At 68.3% G+C, this 18,622-nt stretch carries 20 protein-coding genes and 1 tRNA gene; 8 read left to right on the top strand and 13 right to left on the bottom strand.

Going from position 1 to position 18,622, the window contains the following annotated elements; all coding sequences use genetic code 11:
• Nucleotides 1–294: 294 nt before the first annotated feature.
• From PCQ86_RS06155 to PCQ86_RS06140, 4 genes are all read left to right on the top strand, one after another.
• On the top strand, nt 295–1,782 hold the full coding sequence (locus tag PCQ86_RS06155) for a nucleobase:cation symporter-2 family protein (protein WP_270175096.1): 1,488 nt from the start codon (nt 295–297) through the stop codon (nt 1,780–1,782).
• A 188-nt stretch (nt 1,783–1,970) separates the two neighbouring features.
• Nucleotides 1,971–4,280: an NADP-dependent malic enzyme gene (locus tag PCQ86_RS06150; protein WP_270175095.1), complete on the top strand. Its 2,310-nt coding sequence runs from the start codon at nt 1,971–1,973 to the stop codon at nt 4,278–4,280.
• Nucleotides 4,281–4,376: 96 nt separating this feature from the next.
• Nucleotides 4,377–4,853, top strand: a complete 477-nt coding sequence (locus tag PCQ86_RS06145) for a MarR family winged helix-turn-helix transcriptional regulator (protein ID WP_103737264.1) — start codon at nt 4,377–4,379, stop codon at nt 4,851–4,853.
• Nucleotides 4,854–4,857: 4 nt separating this feature from the next.
• A complete protein-coding gene (locus PCQ86_RS06140) occupies nt 4,858–5,997 on the top strand; it encodes an FUSC family protein (RefSeq protein WP_270175094.1) in 1,140 nt (379 codons plus the stop codon).
• Between the two features lie 73 nt (nt 5,998–6,070).
• Here the strand turns inward: PCQ86_RS06140 and PCQ86_RS06135 are convergent, their stop codons facing one another.
• On the bottom strand, nt 6,071–7,306 hold the full coding sequence (locus tag PCQ86_RS06135) for an MFS transporter (protein WP_270175093.1): 1,236 nt from the start codon (nt 7,304–7,306) through the stop codon (nt 6,071–6,073).
• A gap of 143 nt (nt 7,307–7,449) precedes the next feature.
• Between PCQ86_RS06135 and PCQ86_RS06130 the strand changes: the two genes are divergently transcribed.
• Complete coding sequence (locus tag PCQ86_RS06130; protein ID WP_270175092.1) at nt 7,450–8,175, top strand: haloacid dehalogenase type II; 726 nt, start codon at nt 7,450–7,452, stop codon at nt 8,173–8,175.
• A 103-nt stretch (nt 8,176–8,278) separates the two neighbouring features.
• Here PCQ86_RS06130 and PCQ86_RS06125 read toward each other — a convergent pair whose 3' ends face one another.
• The 3 genes from PCQ86_RS06125 to PCQ86_RS06115 are packed head-to-tail and all read right to left on the bottom strand — an operon-like array spanning nt 8,279 to nt 10,092.
• Nucleotides 8,279–8,854, bottom strand: a complete 576-nt coding sequence (locus PCQ86_RS06125; protein ID WP_103737267.1) for a YceI family protein — start codon at nt 8,852–8,854, stop codon at nt 8,279–8,281.
• A gap of 45 nt (nt 8,855–8,899) precedes the next feature.
• Nucleotides 8,900–9,478 (bottom strand): YceI family protein, encoded by a 579-nt coding sequence (locus PCQ86_RS06120; RefSeq protein WP_270175423.1) that lies wholly within the window; start codon nt 9,476–9,478, stop codon nt 8,900–8,902.
• 47 nt (nt 9,479–9,525) lie between these two features.
• The gene (locus PCQ86_RS06115; RefSeq protein WP_270175091.1) at nt 9,526–10,092 is read right to left on the bottom strand and encodes a cytochrome b; all 567 of its coding nucleotides are present in this window, start codon (nt 10,090–10,092) and stop codon (nt 9,526–9,528) included.
• Between the two features lie 277 nt (nt 10,093–10,369).
• Between PCQ86_RS06115 and PCQ86_RS06110 the strand changes: the two genes are divergently transcribed.
• The 3 genes from PCQ86_RS06110 (at nt 10,370) to PCQ86_RS06100 (ending at nt 11,710) form a co-directional block, all read left to right on the top strand.
• Nucleotides 10,370–11,056 (top strand): DUF3334 family protein, encoded by a 687-nt coding sequence (locus tag PCQ86_RS06110; protein WP_270175090.1) that lies wholly within the window; start codon nt 10,370–10,372, stop codon nt 11,054–11,056.
• A 167-nt stretch (nt 11,057–11,223) separates the two neighbouring features.
• The gene (locus PCQ86_RS06105) at nt 11,224–11,550 is read left to right on the top strand and encodes a hypothetical protein (RefSeq protein WP_047350795.1); all 327 of its coding nucleotides are present in this window, start codon (nt 11,224–11,226) and stop codon (nt 11,548–11,550) included.
• Between the two features lie 72 nt (nt 11,551–11,622).
• Nucleotides 11,623–11,710 (top strand) — tRNA-Ser (locus PCQ86_RS06100).
• A 284-nt stretch (nt 11,711–11,994) separates the two neighbouring features.
• Here the strand turns inward: PCQ86_RS06100 and PCQ86_RS06095 are convergent.
• From PCQ86_RS06095 to PCQ86_RS06055, 9 genes are all read right to left on the bottom strand, one after another.
• Nucleotides 11,995–12,255 (bottom strand): MAPEG family protein, encoded by a 261-nt coding sequence (locus PCQ86_RS06095; RefSeq protein ID WP_270175089.1) that lies wholly within the window; start codon nt 12,253–12,255, stop codon nt 11,995–11,997.
• A 170-nt stretch (nt 12,256–12,425) separates the two neighbouring features.
• Nucleotides 12,426–12,956: a methylated-DNA--[protein]-cysteine S-methyltransferase gene (locus tag PCQ86_RS06090; RefSeq protein WP_270175088.1), complete on the bottom strand. Its 531-nt coding sequence runs from the start codon at nt 12,954–12,956 to the stop codon at nt 12,426–12,428.
• Nucleotides 12,957–12,970: 14 nt separating this feature from the next.
• On the bottom strand, nt 12,971–13,540 hold the full coding sequence (gene cobO / locus PCQ86_RS06085) for a cob(I)yrinic acid a,c-diamide adenosyltransferase (protein ID WP_220638671.1): 570 nt from the start codon (nt 13,538–13,540) through the stop codon (nt 12,971–12,973).
• Between the two features lie 37 nt (nt 13,541–13,577).
• Entirely contained in the window at nt 13,578–13,829 is a 252-nt protein-coding gene (locus tag PCQ86_RS06080; protein WP_270175087.1) for a hypothetical protein, read from the bottom strand.
• A 72-nt stretch (nt 13,830–13,901) separates the two neighbouring features.
• Nucleotides 13,902–14,684 (bottom strand): ABC transporter ATP-binding protein, encoded by a 783-nt coding sequence (locus PCQ86_RS06075; protein ID WP_270175086.1) that lies wholly within the window; start codon nt 14,682–14,684, stop codon nt 13,902–13,904.
• Nucleotides 14,681–15,715: a FecCD family ABC transporter permease gene (locus tag PCQ86_RS06070; RefSeq protein ID WP_187148609.1), complete on the bottom strand. Its 1,035-nt coding sequence runs from the start codon at nt 15,713–15,715 to the stop codon at nt 14,681–14,683. Before PCQ86_RS06070 ends, PCQ86_RS06075 begins: the two co-directional genes overlap by 4 nt.
• Nucleotides 15,716–15,759: 44 nt before the next feature.
• On the bottom strand, nt 15,760–16,650 hold the full coding sequence (locus tag PCQ86_RS06065) for an ABC transporter substrate-binding protein (protein ID WP_123675174.1): 891 nt from the start codon (nt 16,648–16,650) through the stop codon (nt 15,760–15,762).
• Nucleotides 16,647–17,246 (bottom strand): bifunctional adenosylcobinamide kinase/adenosylcobinamide-phosphate guanylyltransferase, encoded by a 600-nt coding sequence (locus tag PCQ86_RS06060; RefSeq protein WP_270175085.1) that lies wholly within the window; start codon nt 17,244–17,246, stop codon nt 16,647–16,649. The genes PCQ86_RS06065 and PCQ86_RS06060 overlap by 4 nt, the downstream gene beginning before the upstream one ends.
• Nucleotides 17,243–18,601: a cobyrinate a,c-diamide synthase gene (locus PCQ86_RS06055; RefSeq protein ID WP_270175084.1), complete on the bottom strand. Its 1,359-nt coding sequence runs from the start codon at nt 18,599–18,601 to the stop codon at nt 17,243–17,245. The genes PCQ86_RS06060 and PCQ86_RS06055 overlap by 4 nt, the downstream gene beginning before the upstream one ends.
• Between the last annotated feature and the right edge of the window lie 21 nt (nt 18,602–18,622).

The following is an 18,622-nucleotide window of genomic DNA, read 5'->3' as shown; positions in this document are numbered from 1 at the left end:
ACCAATGCTCCAGCCCGGCCCATGCCGGGCTTTTTTACGCCCTGCGCCGATCCCATCGCGCCGACTGGTGGCGAGCAACCGCCGGGCGTAGCTGCGCCGTTGGTAGCCGACACCGCCGCTTGGCAAGCAGCAAGGGCAAACCCCTAGCAATTCGACCTTGATCGGGGTCGCCTTACGACAGGCAATTCCGCATACTTTGTATACAGTTTTTGTATGGATTGCTGTGCGCAATGGCAGCCCTGTCCGCCAGGCAGAAACCCCTTGAACAGCAAGCCAGGATTCCAAGGAACACCCATGTCCACGAACGTTCATCCGGTTGACGAAAAACTGCCCTGGGGCCGCGCAGCCACGCTGGGTCTGCAACATGTGCTGGTGATGTACGCAGGCGCGGTGGCGGTGCCGCTCATCGTGGGGCGCGCGCTCAACCTGCCGCCCGAGCAGGTGGCGCACCTGATCTCTGCCGACCTCTTCGTCTGCGGGCTGGTCACGCTCATCCAGGCCTGGGGTGCCACGCAGTGGTTCGGCATCAAGCTGCCGGTGATGATGGGCGTGACCTTCGCGGCCGTGGCGCCCATGGTGTCCATGGCGCAAGCCACGGGCGGTCAGGCGGGCGCGGGGCTGATCTTTGGCGCGGTGATCGGGGCGGGCGTGGTCCCGATGCTCATCGCGCCGGTCATCAGCGGCCTGCTGCGGTTCTTTCCGCCGGTGGTCACGGGCACCATCATCGCGGTGATCGGCATCAGCCTGATGCGCGTAGGCATCAACTGGATCTTCGGCAACCCCGTGGGGCCCACGGCCCCGGCCGTTCCCAACCCGGAGCACCTCAAGTGGCTGGCCGAGGCCCAGGCCGCCGCCGGCGCGCCCGGCTCCTCGCTGCCGCCAGTGCCCAAGGGCTTCGCCGTGGTGCCCACGCTGCCCAACCCGCGCTATGCCGACCTGACAGGCGTGGGCATCTCGGGCGTCGTCCTGCTCACCATCTTGCTGGTGGCGCGCTTTGGCAGGGGCTTCTGGGCCAACATCTCGGTGCTGCTGGGCATCATCGTGGGCGGGGTGGTCACCGCGTCCATGGGGTTGATGGACTTTCACAAGGTGGCCCAGGCCCAGTGGTTCGACATGGTGCTGCCATTCGAGATCGCGCTGCCGGTGTTCGACCCCATCCTGATCCTGACCATGACGCTGGTGATGATCGTCGTGATGATCGAGTCCACCGGCATGTTCCTGGCCCTAGGCGAGATGACGGGGCGCGAGATCTCGCGCGACGACCTCACGCGCGGCCTGCGCACCGACGGCCTGGGTACGCTGATCGGCGGCCTCTTCAACACCTTCCCGTACACCAGCTTCTCGCAGAACGTGGGGCTGGTGGCCGTCACCGGCGTCAAGAGCCGCTGGGTGTGCGTGGCGGGCGGCATGATCCTGATCGTGCTGGGCGTGCTGCCCAAGATGGCGGCGCTGATCGAGTCGTTGCCCACCGTGGTGCTGGGCGGCGCGGGGCTGGTGATGTTCGGCATGGTGGCGGCCACGGGCATCCGCATCCTGTCGAACGTGGACTTTCAGAAGAACCGCAACAACGCGATGATCGTGGCGGTGTCCATCGGGGTGGGCATGATCCCGCTGATCGCACCCAACTTCCGCCAGTGGATGCCCCATGCCATCCATCCGCTGATCGAATCCGGTATTCTGCTGGCCTCGATCACTGCCGTGGTCCTGAACATCTTCTTCAATGGAGCCAGCCGCGACACCTCTGCGGCCGTGCTCGCCGCCCGGCAGGCCGACGCCCACTGAACGTCGCCCTGCCCCGCGCCTTCCACCCGAAGGATCGCGCCCCGCGTGCCGTATGCGCACGGGGCGCGGAAGGTTTGTTGTCGTCCACGCAGGCTGCCGTGCAGGCCCTCTGTTTGCGTCAGCATGCAGTAAGCTTGTCCGGCCCGTGTTGGCCTGTTTTTTCGTGCACCGCACCATTCGTATTTCGTATGACCCAGCCCCTGTCTGCCGCTGAAGCGGCACTGCGCGAAGCCGCGCTCGAATACCACCGCAACATGACGCGCGGCAAGATCGCCGTCACGCCCACCAAGCCCCTGTCCAACCAGCGCGACCTGTCGCTGGCCTACTCGCCTGGCGTGGCCTATCCCTGCCTGGACATCCAGGCCGACCCGACCAAGGCGTTCGACTACACCTCGCGCGGCAACCTGGTCGGTGTGATCACCAACGGCACGGCCGTGCTCGGCCTGGGCGACATCGGCCCGCTGGCCGGCAAGCCGGTGATGGAGGGCAAGGGGTGCCTGTTCAAGAAGTTCGCCGGCGTGGACGTGTTCGACATCGAACTGGACGCACGCGACCCCGACAAGATCATCGAGATCGTGGCAGCACTCGAGCCCACCTTGGGCGGCATCAACCTCGAAGACATCAAGGCGCCCGAGTGCTTCTACATCGAGCGCGAGCTGTCCAAGCGCATGAACATTCCGGTGTTCCACGACGATCAGCACGGCACGGCCATCATCTCCAGCGCCGCGCTGCTCAATGGCCTGGAACTGGTGGGCAAGCAGATCGACCAGGTCAAGGTCGCCGTCTCGGGCGCGGGTGCCGCCGCCATTGCCTGCGTGGGCGTGATGGTGGGCCTGGGCGTGAAGGCGGAAAACATCTTCATGTGCGACTCCAAGGGCGTGATCTACGAAGGTCGCCCCGGCGGCTTCGATGAATCCAAGGCCCGCTACGCACAGAAGACCGATGCACGCACGCTGGCCGATGCGGTCGACGGCGCCGACGTATTCTTGGGCTGCTCGGCCCCCGGCGTGCTCACGGCCGAGATGGTCAAGACCATGGCGGACAAGCCCATCATCCTGGCGCTGGCCAACCCCGAGCCCGAGATCCGCCCCGAACTGGCCAAGGCCGTGCGCCCGGACTGCATCATCGCCACCGGCCGCTCGGACTACCCGAACCAGGTCAACAACGTCCTGTGCTTCCCCTACATCTTCCGCGGCGCGCTGGACTGCGGCGCTACCAAGATCACCGAGGCCATGAAGCTCGCCTGCGTGCGCCAGATCGCCGCGCTGGCCAAGGAAAACATCAGCGAGGAAGTGGCTGCCGCCTATGCCGGCCAGGAGCTGACCTTCGGCCCCGATTACCTGATCCCCACGCCGTTCGATTCGCGCCTGATCCTCAAGATCGCCCCCGCCGTGGCGCAGGCCGCGCTGGAGTCGGGTGTGGCCAGCCGTCCCATCGAGGACATGGAGGCATACAAGGAGAGCCTGTCGCGCTTCGTGTACCAGACCGGCATCCTGATGCGCCCGGTGATCAACGCCGCCAAGACGCTGCCCGACGCGCAAAAACGCGTGGCCTATGCCGACGGCGAGGACGAGCGTGCGCTGCGCGCCGCGCAGTTTGCGATCGACGACCGTATCGCCCACCCGATCCTCATCGGACGCCCGGCGGTGATCGCCGCACGCATCGCCAAGGCCGGCCTGCGCATGCAGCCGGGCAAGGACGTGGAGATCTGCGACCCCTCGGACGACCCGCGGTTCCGCCAGTACTGGGAGGCCTACCACCAGCTCATGAAGCGTGACGGCGCCACGCCCGAGGTGGCCAAGGCAGCCGTGCGCCGCTCCAACACCATCATCGCCGCGCTGATGGTGAAGCTGGGCGATGCCGACGCAATGATCTGCGGCCTGGTGGGCACCTACGAGACGCACCTGGAACGCATCCACAGCATCCTGGGCCATGCACCCGGCGTGCAGCAATACGCCGCGCTGAACGCGCTGATGACGACCAACAACGGCACGCTGTTCATCGCCGACACCTACGTCAACGAAGACCCCACGGCAGAGCAACTGGCCGACATCGCCTGGTCCTCGGTGCAGGAAGTGCAGCGCTTTGGCATTCCGCCGAAGGTGGCGTTCCTGTCGCACTCCAGCTTCGGCTCGTCCAAGCGCGCCTCGGCGCGCAAGATGCGCGCAGCACGCGACCTGTTCGTGGCCCGCCATCCCGAGATCGAATGCGATGGCGAGCTGCATGGCGACGCCGCGCTGGAGCCCAAGATCCGCAACAACTACCTGCCGGACTCCACGCTCACCGGCTCGGCCAACCTGCTGATCTGCCCGAACATCGACTCGGCCAACATCCTCTACAACGTGCTCAAGACCACGACCAGCGGCGGTGTCACCGTGGGCCCGATCCTCATGGGTACCTCGGCCACGGCGTACATCCTCACGCCCGCAGCCACCGTGCGCCGGGTGTTGAACATGACCGCACTGGCCGTCGCCAGCAGCGCCGCGCGCCGCAAGTAAGCGCAGCGCACAGCAGGGCCGCCCGCCAGGCCATGGTGCGCGGCCCTTGTTTTTTGACAAATCATTTGAATTCAAATGATTTGTTAGAATAACAAAATGTCTGCTGCCTCATCGTCCGATGCCGCCCGCCCCGCCAACCCCAAGCGCCTGCTGGGCGTGCGGCTCGTGGGCCTGGGCCGGCGTTGGCGCAAGACGCTGGACGCACAACTGGCCGCCGAAGGCCTGAGCGACGCCGTCTGGACACCGCTGGTGCACCTGCACCGCCTGGGCGACGGCATCTCGCAGACCGAGCTGGCAGCCGCCGTGGGGCTGGACGGCTCCAGCCTGGTACGGCTGCTGGACGCATTGGCTGCCCAGGGACTGGTCGAGCGCCAGGCGCACGCGAGCGACCGCCGCATCAAGCTCGTGCGCCTCACTGCCGCTGGCAAGCGCACGGCCAACGGCATCCGCAAGCGCCTTGCCGCCATCGAGGATGAGTTGCTGGCCGATCTGGACGAGGCCACCGCCCGCACCCTGCTGCAGGCCTTCGAGCAGATCGAGGCGCGCATTGCCAGCGCCCAGCACGAGGACTGATGCCATGGCGTTGCCAACCGGCCCTCTTCTTCCCAGCTCCCACGGCCACGCTCTGCGCCAGGCGTTGGCATCCGCGCGGCTGCGGGAGAGCCTGTCGCTGCAGCGCCCCGCCTCGTTGCGCAACGCCACGATTGCCGGCGCGCAGGTGGCGTTGGCGGTGATCCTGGTTGCCGGGCTGCTGCATGTCTCGCCCTGGGCACAGGTGGCGGGCTTCGGCGGCCTGGGCGCTCTGGCGGCACTGTTCGGGCGCTTCGCGCCGCTGGCCCGCCGCCGCGGCGTCGTCCTCAAGGCCGGGGCGCTGCTGGTCATGCCCGTGGCGCTGCTGTCGCTGCTGGCCTGGTCGGGGCTGGGACCGGTAGCCATGCTGCTGGCCCTGTCGGGCATGGCAGGGCTGCTGGCATCACTGGCCCATCGCATGCAGATGGGCGCGCCGGGAGCGGTGATTTTCATCTTCGCGGCCAGCGCCGCGATCAGTCCGGTTGACAGCGCGCTGGCACTGGCCGGGCGCGCCGGCGCCACCGCCCTGGGCGTGGCCGCCGCCTGGCTGTTGTGCCTGCTGACCGACCGCCTGCGCGACCTGGAAGTGGCACCGCCTGCCGCAACACCCGTCCAGGCAGCGGCGGGGGCACGCGCCCCGAAGCCCCTCACGCCGGGTTACGCACCCGTGCAGTCGGCACGCGTGGCGCTGTGCGCCGCGCTGGCCGCCCTGCTGGCACACGCCGCGGGCTGGGCGCACCCGGCCTGGGCGTCGATTGGCGCGGTGGCCGTGCTGCAAGGTGCGCACCTGCCGGGCACGGTGCACCGCGGCTGGCAGCGCACGCTGGGCACTGTGGTGGGCGCCGGCATCGCCTGGGCGATCCTCTCGTCCGAGCCATCGTTCTGGACGCTGCTGCTGGCCGTGGCCGTGCTGCAGGTGCTGACCGAGGCGGTGATCGGGTTCAACTACGCACTGGGCCAGATTTTCGTGACGCCGATGGCTCTGCTGATGACGAACATGGCGCACCATGGCGAAGCCGCGGAAATGGCACTGTCACGCATCTTCGATACCACCCTGGGCGCGGCGGTAGGGATTGTGTTGGCGCTGGTGCTGTCGTCGCTGGACGAGAGGGTGTACCTTGCGCGCCACCATGGCCGCGCGCAGTGACTTAAGGTCAAACAGGCCTCTAGCGCCCACCCAACAAGCGCCAGCAGCTTTTTTTTGATAGCAAAACAACAGATCAGCGAGCCCGTGTCCGCCGCTCGCTGGCCAGCGCCGCTGTGAACACAGCCAGGCCGCCCAGGCCCAGCAGCGCCCCCACCCAGCCGGTGGAAGTCCAGCCGCCGCCCGCTGCGATGGCCACACCGCCCAGCCAGGCCCCCAGCGCATTCGCAGCGTTGAAGGCCGAATGGTTGAGCGCGGCCGCCAGGGTCTGCGCATCGCCCGCCACGTCCATCAGACGGATCTGCAGCGCGGGACCGATGGCCACCACCGTACCCAGCAGGAAGACGGACAGCGCCGCCGTCAGCGGGTGGTGCGCCGCCGCGACGAACACCACCATCACCGCCACCGACCACCACAGCAGCTTGCCCACGGTCGGCATCAGTGCGCGGTCCGCCATGCGCGAGCCCACCAGGTTGCCCGCCACCATGCCCAGGCCAAACAGCGACAGCGTGAACGGCACCAGCGCCGCCGGCATGCCGGCCACTTCCAGCAGCATGGGCTTGATGTAGCTGAACACCGCGAACATGCCGCCGAAGCCGATGGCGCCGATGCCCAGCGTGAACCACACCTGGCCCCGCGCCAGCGCGCCCAGTTCGCGCCAGGGGCTGGCGCCCTGCGGCGCGGGCATGTCGGGCACCCAGCGCCGCACCATGAATACCGCCGCCAGCGCGATGGCCCCCACAAACACGAAGGCCGCGCGCCAGCCCAGCAGACTGCCCAGCGCCGCCGCGATGGGCACGCCCACCAGCGTCGCGCTGGTCAGCCCCAGCATCACCCAGCCCACGGCCCGGGCGCGCTGGCCCGGCCGTGACAGTGCCGCGGCCACCAGCGCCGCCACGCCGAAGTAGGTGCCGTGCGGCAGGCCGCTGACCAGCCGCAGCAGCCCCAGCGACGCATAGCCTGGCGCCAGCGCCGACGCAAAGTTGCCCAGGGCGTAGACCGCCATCAGCGCCATGAGCAGCGCCCGCCGGCCCCAGTGCGCCGCCAGCACGGCCAGCACCGGCGCGCCCACCACCACGCCCAGCGCGTAGGCGCTGATCACGTGCCCAGCCTGCGGAATGGTCACCCCCAGGTCGAGCGCCACCTCGGGCAGCAGGCCCATGATGACGAACTCGCCGGTGCCGATGGCAAAGCCTCCCACGCCCATGGCCAGCACGGCGCGCACCAGCGTGCGCTCGTCCGCGGGGCTGGCGGCATCGGCATCGGCGGGGGGTGTGGCGGTGCTGGAAGTGGGCGTGGCAGAAACAGTCATGGAAGGCTCGGAAACCAGGGTTAACCCCAGGGCGCGCGACCATAGCACGCATGGCCCTTCCCCGCCGGCGCACGGGCTTGGGGCGGCTGCACGTACGCGATACAGGTGCTACGCTGCGGCGCAATGCCATCACAGGGCCGACCATGAACGCTGATTCCGCTCTTCAGGAGATCGCCTGCACCGTGCAGGTGCTGGCCTTTGACACCTTTGGCACGGTGGTGGACTGGCACGGCAGCATCGTGCGCGAAATGCAGCAGCACCACCCCCGCGTGGACGCAGACGCCTTCGCCCGCGCCTGGCGCGCGGGCTACCAGCCAGCGATGGCGCGGGTGATGAGCGGCGCGCAGGGCTGGACGCTGATCGACGCCCTGCACCGCCAGATCCTCGACGAAATCCTGCCGCGCTTTGGCCTGGCGCACCTGGGCGAGGAAGAGCGCGTGCACCTGAACCGCGTGTGGCACCGGCTCTCCCCGTGGCCCGACTGCGTGGCGGGGCTGACGCGGCTCAAACGCCGCTACACCATCACCACCCTGTCCAACGGCAACATCGGGTTGCTCACCCACATGGCCAAGCGCGCCGGCCTGCCCTGGGACTGCATCCTGAGCGCCGAGGTCTTTCGCGCCTACAAGCCCGATCCCGCCACCTACCTGGGCGTGGCCCGCGTGTTCGAGCTGCCACCGCAGCAGGTGATGCTGGTGGCCGCCCACCACGACGATCTGGCGGGCGCGCGCGCCTGCGGCCTGCGCACGGCTTATATCGAGCGGCCGCTGGAGTTCGGCGCGGGCCACGCCAAGGATGTCTCGCCACGCCCAGGCAACGACCTGCACGCGCGCGATTTGCTGGACTTGGCGGACCAGTTGGGGGCGTAAAGGCTGTTTTGCGTGCGCAATGAAAAAAGGGCTGGCACCTGACGGCACCAGCCCTTGAGGCAGGAGGACGGACCTGGACAGCCGGGCCCGTGTTTTTGCCGGCTTACTGCTTGACGGCTTCGATCTGCGCCACGATGCGCACGTTCTTGGGGAAGCCGTACTGCACGCCGTAATCCACGCCGAAGGCCGTGCGGTCGATCGTGGTCTCGAAGTCGCCGCCGCACACTTCACGCTTGAGCATCGGGCTGTCGTAGCAGGCGAACTGGTTGGCCTTCAGGGTGACGGGCTGCGTCTTGCCCTTGATGGTCAGGTTGCCCGACACGGCCGTGAGCTTGTCGCCCTCGAAGGTGAACTTGTCGCCCACGAACTTGGCGGTGGGGAATTTGGCGGCGTCAAAGATGTCCGCGCTCTGCAGGTGCTTGTCGAACGACGCGGTACCGGTATTGACGGAGTCGATGTGCAGCGTCAGCTCCACCTTGCCGGTCTTGCCGGCCTTGTCGAACTGCACGGTGCCTTCCTTCTTGTCGAAGCGGCCGCGGTTCACGCTGGCGCCGAAGTGGCTGATCTCGAACGTGGCGAAAGTGTGCGTGGGGTCCACGGCGTACGTGGCGGGCTGGGCGTGCACGGCACCCGCGGTCAGGGCAGCGGCGGCAGTGATGGTCAGGAAGGTGGAACGCATGTCGGTTTCTCCGTAGTAGAGGTTGGTGATTAAAAAGGGCAAGCGTTAGAGCTTGGGCACGCCGGTCAGGGCCAGCTTGAACTTGACCTGCACCTCGTCGGCCACCATGGACGTGTCGGCCCATTCGTTCTCGCCGATCTTGAACGCCAGGCGCTTGATGGCGAAGCTGCCCGCCGCGGTGGTGATGGCGCCGCTTTGGGTCAGGGTGACGGGCACCACGACGTCCTGCGCCGCGCCCTTGATGCTGAGCTTGCCGGCCACTTCGTATTTACCCGCGCCCACGGCCTTGATGGCGCTGGACTGGAACGTGGCCTGCGGGAACTTGGGCACGTTGAGCCACACGGGCTTGGGCAGCTCGGCATCGGTTTCCTTCACGCCCAGCGTGGCACTGCCGGTATCCACGGTGAACGCCACCTTGCTGGTGGCGGGCTTGGCGGGGTCGAACGCGACCTGGGCATCAAACTTCTTGAAGCGGCCCTCGACGGGCACGCCCATCTGCTTGCTCACGAAGACGATCTCGCTCTGCTCGGGCACGAGCTTCTGCTGCGCGAAGGCGCTGCCTGCGGCCAGCAGCGCGGCGCCGGCCAGTGCCATGCCAGCAAGACGGGGAAGGGACGACTGCATCATGGTGAATGCTCCATTCATGGATCAGGACAGGAAGAGAAACGGGCTCAGCCACGCGCCGGCAGCATGCGGCCTACCAGGCCGTCACGGTCGATAAGCTGGTGCTTGACGGCTGCCGCCACGTGCAACACGACCAGGGCGGTCAAGGCGTAGGCGCTGATGGCATGCAGGGGCTTGATGGCCTCCGCCAGGGCAGGGCTGACCGGCACAAAGTCAGGCAGCGGCACCACGCCGAGGAAAACGATGGGAAAGCCGGCGGCCGAGCTGTAGGCCCAACCCACCAGCGGCACGATGAGGAACAGCGCATACATCAGGTAATGCACGCCATGGTGCGCGGCCTGCTGCCAGCGCGGCATGGCTGCCTGCACCGCCGCAGGCAATGCGGGCGGACGGTGGGTCAGGCGCCACAGCAGCCGCAGCACCGACAGCGCCAGGATGGCCACGCCCGCCCACTTGTGCCAGTTGTAGAGCTTCAGGCGCTGGGGCGAAAACGGCAGCCCCGTCATGTACCAGCCGACACAAATCACGGCCACGATGGACAGGCCCAGGATCCAGTGCAGGGCGATGGCGGTGGCGCCGTAGCGCGCGGGGCGTGGTGCGGAAGCGGTGGTCATACGGAATGGTGGCGGTAGAGGAACAGTGCGCGGCGATTGCCCGGATGGGACCCGCAGCAGAGACGGCGCTCTGTTGAAGTGACGCAGTCTAGAGTGCACTCCGTGCGGTAAGTTTCAACCGTATTGATGTTTCGATTCAAAATTTATGAACGACAGCGGTTAACCACGTTGGACAGGGGCCCTCGCGCACCCGCGTGCGCAGCAGGGCATGTCATGATTCGCGCATTGGCCTTCGCCACCTTTGCGTTCGCCGTCGCCGCACTTTCACCGCATCCCCATGACTCCTCCCTCCACTTCCGTCGTCTACGGCACCGAAGACGTGCTGGTCTCGCTGTGCAACTCCGTGACCCGTGTGCTGTCGGTCGCCACCCAGGGCCCCGTGCACTACTCAGGCATGGTGCAGCGCATCACCAAGACCTGCCTGAAGCCCGACATTGGCTGCTTCGTGCTGTTCGACGGCGGCTTCTCGGGGCTGGTGATCATCAACTTCTCGGCCGCCGCCGCCATGGAGATCTACGAGCGCTACATGCTCAGCATGGGCATGTCGGCGCAGGAACTGGCCAGTTCTTTTACCTCTGACGAAGTCAGCAACGTCATGGGCGAGCTGATGAACCAGGTGGTGGGTGACTTCACCGGCAAGGTGCGCCGCGAACTGCAGACCCACATCACGCAGAACCAGCCCAAGATGCTGGTGCTGAACCAACAGGTGGTGCTGAGCGTGGACGCCAACCTCGACCAGCCCGAGGCCCGCCGCGTGACCTTCTACACGGGCAGCAACAACATCTTCTATCTGGAACTGGCGATCGACCGCACACAGTTCATCAAGCTCTTCGACTTCGAACCCCAGGACGCGCCCGACCCCGACGCACTCATGGCGCAGGCGGCAGCACCCGCGCCAGCGGCAGCCCCTGCCAGCGCAACGGATGCCGACACCGAGGCGCTGCTCCGGTCACTCGGCATGTAGCATCATTTTGCTATTGAAAATATAGCTGTTAGCGCTTATCCGTAAAGCGCTAACAGCCATTTTCACTCATAGTCCGCCTGCGTCCTACGACAAAGGAGGCCTGGTGCCGACGGCGCGCCCGCACACGCCTTCTAGGCTGGAAGCCATTTCCACAGCGGAGTGCCACCATGCCCCAACGCACCTGGAGCGCCAAACGCGAGCGCCAATACGAGCACATCAAGGACAGCCTGCTGGAGCGCGGCGAAAAGCGGGACACCGCCGAAGAAATCGCCGCACGCACCGTGAACAAGGAACGTGCCCAGCACGGCGAGGCCAAGCAGGCCGATCCCCACACACTGCAGGACACGCCTGCCCCGGTACGCGGAGGCCAGCGGTCGCACCAGGGCCCGCAAGGCCGCACGCGCGAGCAACTCTACGAGGACGCCCGCCGACGCGGCATCCCCGGGCGTTCCAAGATGAACAAAGCCCAGTTGGAGGCTGCGCTAAAGCGCTGACGACGAGCCCCCACAGCGCCAAACCACAAGCACCGCGCCGCCCCGCCACCCGCTTACAATAGGCGGCTTCGCGGAGACTTGGGTGAGTGGTTTAAACCAGCAGTCTTGAAAACTGCCGACGGGCAACCGTCCGTGAGTTCGAATCTCACAGTCTCCGCCACCGCCAGAAAAATCAGCGCCTCGCGAGGGCGCTTTTTTTATGTCCATTCGGGGGCGGATGAAGCGGGTTTTCAGGTTCACATGCCAATCCGTGACGGGCCAATCGCCTCTGGCATTGCGTTCACAGCATGGTGCGCAATGACTCGCCGGTAGCGCCTCCAGCAGCTTCAGGCGCGCGTGTGCCGAGTGACATGGTTCGCGTGCGCCTGGCACCACTTCTTTCATGGCCGGTGCGTGGTGGCCCCTCTCGAAACACAACGGCCCCAAGGCCGTTGCGCACCACATCTATGCCGCTGCAAAAAGCAACGCCAATGCGAGTACGGTACCGCCAACATAGGTCCCCAGCGCCCCCACGGCACGGAAAGGGTTGGGACGCGCCAACGTGGCAGAAGCCAACACGCCCATCACCAACAGATAGCGCGACGCGGTCACGCCCATCATCACCCAGCTGACCCATTCCGCCGAACTCCGCTGACCCAGCAGGTAGATCAGAAGCGCCAGCATGGCTGCATATTCGGCAGTGTTGCCTTGGGCACGCACCGCCATCAACGCCACCGGTCGCCGGGCACCCCCCATTCACCGTCATGGACCAACCGGTGCCAGCGGCACGCGGCCGCAATCGCGGTGCAGGCAGGGGTTCTGGACGGCGCTGGCGGTGCGCGCCAATGGCGCGATAAAAGGCCGCGCGTTCGGCGGCGGTGTGGGCGAGGGGGCCGTTATGGCGTCTCGTTCAACCAATCGCGCTGCGCGGAAGTATCTTCCAACGCCAGCAGCGCACGCTTGCGCGGCAGGCCGCCGCCAAAGCCGGTCAAGCTGCCGTTGCTGCCGATCACCCGGTGGCAGGGCACGACGATGGAGACCTTGTTCTGCCCGTTGGCCGCAGCGACGGCGCGCGTGGCCGTGGGCTGGCCGATGGTCCGTGCCTGCTGTGCATAGCTGCGCGTCTCGCCGTAAGGGATGGCCAGCAGCGCCTGCCACGCGGCGATCTGGAATGGCGTGCCCACCAGGTCCAGCGGCACACCGAACACGCGGCGGCGGCGCCCGAAGTATTCCGCCAACTCACTGGCCAGCAGCACGGTGACCGCATTGCCCTTCTCCTGTAGGGCCTTACCGCGAGCGGCCTGCACCTGGGCCAATTCACGCTCCACACCCGGCTGCCCCACGAACTCCAGCAGACACAGCCCCCGGTCCGAAGCCACGGCCAGCATCTCGCCCAGCGGGGTAGGCACGGTCTGCGCATACAGCATGGCGCGGCGCCCCCTCAGTCCTCGATGCCGCGCTGCGCGGGAATGCCCGCCTGGAACGCATGCTTGATGAGCTTCATCTCCGTCACTGTGTCGGCGATGGCGATGATTTCCTCGGGGCAGCGGCGGCCCGTCAGGCACACGTGCACGTCCTTGGGCCGCGCCGCCAGGGTGTCCAGCACCTCTTGCAGTGGCAGCCAGCCATAGATCAGGGGATAGGTGATTTCGTCGAGCACAACGAGGAAGTTCTCGCCCGACAGGATGGCCGCGCGGGCCTTGGCCCAGCCGTCGCGCGCCAGTTGGGCGGAGTGGTCCAAGTCCTTGCTCTTCCAGCTGAAGCCGTCCCCCAGGCCTTCGATGGGCAGGCCGATCTGCTCGAACATGCGGTGCTCGCCAAAGCGGGCGCCGGGCACCTTCATGAACTGGAAGACCTTCACGGCTTTGCCCCGGCCATGCGCGCGCAGCGCCAGGCCGAAGGCCGCCGTGCTCTTGCCCTTACCGTCGCCGGTGTTGACGATGACCAGGCCCCGGCGCTCGCCTTCGGCCTTGTCGTAGCGTTTCTCGGTGGGGGGAGTTTCAATCTGCATGCAGTGCCTCAAGAAGAAGTCTGGGGAAAACAAGCCGTCACGGGAAACGATGGAGCACGCCGCGCCTGGAAGGCCGCATGTGGCGCACCAACTGCAGCGCCAGCTCCTCCATCGGCAGCCCCGGCGCCACGCGCAGCGAACGGTGATGCGGCAGGCGCCAGCGCTGCCAGGCTTGCATGCGCATGGCGCCGCGCATCCACAGGGCACGGAGAAAGGCCAGTGCCACCCGCACGGGCACGGGCCACAGCAGCACCTGCGCGACCTGGGGAAAACCGGCGTCCAAATTCATGCGTTCACACTCCACGCCCTCTGCGGCCGGCCGCCGGCCGCAAGGGGTTCAAGGGAAAGGGGAGCAGCGCGTTCACCGCTCCATGCGGGGCAGCGCCATCCACAGGCCGTCGATCTCGCGCACCTGGATGCGCCGCTCGAACACCTGCTCCAGCGCGGCGTGCGTGGCCGCGCTCTGGCATGGCCCGTGGTGCACCACGCCGCCGGCGGCCATGATGAGCATGTCGTCGGCCTGCAGCGCGATGGATACCTCGTGCAGCACGCTGACCACGGTACCGCCCTGCCCCACCATGTCGCGCACGGTGTGCAGCCAATCGGTCTGGTGCGGCGGGTCCAGGTTGGCCAGGGGTTCGTCCATGAGCAGCACGGGCGCCTGCACGGCCAGCGCGCGCGCCAGCAGCACGCGCTGGCGCTCGCCTCCCGACAGTTCCGACAGCGGACGGTCGCGCCAGTCCCACGCCTGGGTGGTGTGCAGCGCCTGCTGCACGGCGGCATGGTCGGCATCGCTGGCCGGCGCCATCCAGGCACGGTGCGGCAGGCGGCCGAGCATGGCCACGTCGTAGGCGGGCAGGTCTTCGGCGGCGGACTCGTTCTGGCCCAGCCAGGCCAGTTGGCGGGCGCGCTCGCGCGGGGGAATGTCGGCCAGCGCGCGGCCCAGCAACTGCACCCGCCCTTGCACACGCGCATGGCGCAGCAGGCCTGCCAGCACCTTGAGCAGCGTGGACTTGCCCGCACCATTGGGGCCGACCACGCTGGTCCAGCGGCCAGCGGGCAGGTCCAGGTCAACGCCGCGCAATATAGAGGCATTTGCGATGCTGGCGCTTATCTGGCGTGCGCTAACAGCTATGTTCTTCATAGCGAGCTTCCCAGCACCCGGCGGTGCATGAGCCACAGCAGGTAGCTGCCGCCCAGCGCGGCGGTGAGCACGCCCACGGGCAGTTCCTGCGGCGCCACCACCCAGCGCGCCAGGATGTCGGCGGCCAGCAGCAGCACCGCGCCCATCAGGCTGGACAGCCACACATGCCACTGGTGGGTGACGCGCGCGATCGATCGCACGAGGTGCGGCGCCGCCAGCCCGACGAAGGCAATCAGCCCGGTGTGCGCCACGGCCGTGCCGGTGGCCAGGGCCAGCGCCAGCACCAGCCCAGCGCGCATGGGCACGATGGGCAGGCCCAGGCTGGCGGCCGTGGCTTCGCCCAGCATCAACCCGTCCAGCAGCCGCGACAACGCCCAGGCCGTGGCGGCGCACAGCAGCCAGCCGCCAGCCATGATGGCGCAGGCCTGCCAGCCCACGAAGGCCGAGCTGCCCATGGTGAAGACCTGCATCGGCTCCAGAATGGCGGGCTGCGCCACCTGGATCAGGTCGCGCGCAGCGCCAAGCACCACGCCCACGATCACGCCCGCCAGCAGCAGGCGCAGCGTGTGCTGCACACCACGCGCCAACACCAGCGTCAGCAGCACGGCGCCCGCAGCGCCCGCGAAGGCCAAGCCCGTCACGCCCAGTCGCGCCAGCCAGCTCGCCGTGCTGGGCGACACACCCAGAACGGCCATGGCCACGGCGCCGCCCAGCGCCGCGCCCGACGCGCTGCCCAGCAGGTACGGGTCGGCCAGCGGGTTGCGAAAGAGCCCCTGGGCAATGGCGCCCGCCAGCCCCAGCAGCGCGCCGGCCAGCCATGCGCCCAGCGTGCGCGGCAGGCGGATGTCCCACACGATCTGCTGCGCCAGCGGGTCGCCGCGCAGGTTCAGCAAGCTGCCAAAGCCCGTGCTGCCGACGCTGGCGCCGAGCAGCAGCAGCGCCACGCTGGCGGCCAGCAGCCACAGGCCCAGCCAGCGCGCGCGGCGGCCGCTGGCGTCGGGGTGCAAGGAGGTGGCATAGGTTGCTGGCATGGCGGTGGTCGCCACCATGGTAGAGGGCTGCGGGAGGCGCGCGCTCATTCGTACTTCTCCGCCAGGCAACGGGCCATGATGCGCGCGGCCTCGGCCATGCGCGGGCCGGGGCGCACCACCACGTCTGACAGTTCGGGGCCGAAGTCGCACACGCGGCCCGCCTTGACCGCGGCCAGGTGGTTCCACCCTGGGTATTGGGTCATGGGCTGCATGCTGCGGTTCGCCACCATCAGCACGTCGGGCTGTGCGCGCAGGACGAACTCGGGATTGAGGCGCGGAAAGGGCCCCAGCTCGGGCGGGACCACGTTGCGCGCGCCCAGGCGCACCAGCGTCTCGCCGATGAACGAACTGGCCCCCGCCGCATAGGGGCCGCGGCTGACCTCGAAGAACACCCGCGCCCCGCGCGCGCGCTGCGGCAGCGACTGCGCGGCGGCCTGCACGGCGGCATCGATCACGCGCCACACGCGCTCCGCGCCGTGCTCCGGCGGAACGGCCAGCAGTTCACCCAGCACCCCCAGCACGCGGCGCACGTCCGCATGGGTCTTGTGGTCCAGCGCCAGCACCTTCACGCCCAGCGCCTCCAGCCGGTCGCTGACGCGGCTGCTGACCGACAGCAGTACCACGTCCGGGCGCAGCGCGACGATGGCCTCGATGTTCGGGTCCAGCCCGCCGCCCACCTGGGGCAGGCGCCGCACGGACGCGGGCCAGTTGGAGTAGCGGTCCACCCCCACCAGGCGCTCACAGCGCTGCAGCTCGCACACGCTCTCGGTCAGCGACGGCAGCAGGCTCACGATGCGCTGGGGCGGCTGGTCGAATCGCAGCGCGCGGCCCCGGTCGTCGGTGATGGTTACCGCGTGGGCGCTGGGCAAGGCCAGCAGCAGGCCCAGCAGCCAGCCGGCGGCAGCAAGCTGGCGGCGCCAGCGAAGAGGCATCATGGTGCGTCCTTCAGGGTAAGCGGCAGACCCGCCGCCATCAGCGTGACGCGCTGGCAGGCTGCCGCCGCGCGCTGGTTCAGGGCGCCCAGCGCGTCCACGAAGGCGCGCACTTCGCGCCCCAGGGGGATCACGCCCAGGCCGATCTCGTTGCCCACCAGCACCACGGGGCCGGGCGCATGCGTCAATGCTTCAAAAAAGTGAGCTGCCTGCGCTTTCCAGTCGGGCGCTAGAGGCTGTTTTTGCTCTACATCTTGGGGATCGGCCGGCATGAGCCAGTTGGTGAGCCACAGGGTGAGGCAGTCCACGACGATGAGGGTCTGTGGGGTGCTGTGGCACGCCAGGGCGTGGGCCAGATCGCGCGGCTCTTCCACGGTCTGCAGGCCGGGCACACGCTCGGCACGCTCGCGCTGGTGGCGGGCAATGCGCGCACGCATCTCGTCGTCCCACGGCTGGCCGGTGGCCAGCAGCAACGCGCGGTGTGCCGGCGCGGCCTGCAGCCACTGGCGCGCCAGCAGTTCGGCGCGGCGCGACTTGCCGCTCTTTTGTCCACCCAGGATGAGTTCACTGCGGGCGATGGTCTGCGGCGCCGCGTTCATGGCCCCGCCTCCGCGCCCAGCAAGGCTGCGGTCGCCTGCGGGCTGGACGCAAACCATGCGTGAAAGTAACTCGCGTGGATGCTGCCGTGGCGGTACACGGCTTCACCGCCGTCCGGTGCCCCTGCGTGATCGGGACGCTGGGCGCGTGCGCACACGGCGGCCGGGCTGTCGGTGACCGAGTAGTGAAAGGTGTGGCCGCGCAACTCATGCGTGCCCATGCGCAGCGCGCGCGGCCCCAGCGCGGCCAGGCGCCGCTGCATGGTGGCATGACCCGGCAGCAGCCCCCACAGGGGCACGCGGCGCCCGTCGGCCAGGGTGATGGACTCCAGCAGCGCCATCATGCCGCCGCACTCCGCCCACACGGGCCGACCCGCCGCCACGTGCGCCTGCAGGCTGCCGCGCATGGCCGTATTGGTGGCCAGCGCATCGGCGTGCAGCTCGGGGTAGCCGCCGGGCAGCCACAGCGCGTCGCAGGCTGGCAGCGCAGCGTCGCGCAGCGGCGAAAAGCGCACCACGCGCGCGCCCAGCTGCTGCAGGGTGTCGATATTGGCTTCGTAGATGAAGCAGAAAGCCTCATCCGCCGCCACGGCCACAGTGCGGCCCGCCAGCAGCGGCGTGATGGCGGCACGGCCCACGGGCGTGCCGCCGAAGTCCACCGCCCAGCGCTGCAGGTCCGCAGCGGACATGCGGCCCAGGGGCGTGCCGGCCAGCGCATCGGCCACGGCGTCCAGCCGCTGCAGGGCATCGGGCAGTTCGTGCGCTGCCACCAGTCCCAGGTGCCGCTCGGGCAGAAGGCCACCAGGCTCCCTCCCGCCCGCAGCGTCACCCACGACCCGTGGCAGCGCACCCAGCCAGTCCGCAGCGTCGGCCAAGCCGTCCCGCAGCATCTGCGCATGGCGGTCGCCCGCCACACGGTTGGCCAAGACACCGGCCCATGGCAGGCCCGCACGGTAGTGCCGCAGCCCATGCACGATGGCGCCCAGCGTGCCCCCCATGGCAGAGGCATCCACCACCGCAAGCACCGGTATGCCGAAGCGCTGCGCCAGGTCGCCCACGCTGTGCTCGCCGTCGAACAATCCCATCACCCCTTCGATGAGCAGCAGGTCTGCTTCGGCCGCCGCGGCGCGCAGGCGCTGCGCGCAGTCTGTCGCGCCGGTCATCCACAGATCGAGCTGGTGCACGGGGGCGCCGCTGGCCAATTGGTGCCAGTGCGGGTCCAGGAAGTCGGGCCCACACTTGAACACCCGCACGCGCCGGCCTTGGCGTGTGTGCAGGCGCGCCAAAGCGGCGGTGACGGTGGTCTTGCCCTGCCCAGAGGCGGGCGCGGCGATGACCAGGGCGGGACAGCGGCTCATGGTGTGGCAGTCGGTGATGGC

Origin of the sequence: Diaphorobacter sp. ED-3 (assembly GCF_027625375.1) — a bacterium.
Lineage (GTDB): Bacteria > Pseudomonadota > Gammaproteobacteria > Burkholderiales > Burkholderiaceae_C > Diaphorobacter > Diaphorobacter nitroreducens.
Note: the sequence above shows the minus strand (reverse complement) of the source record. Positions and strands in the feature narration are given on the sequence as shown.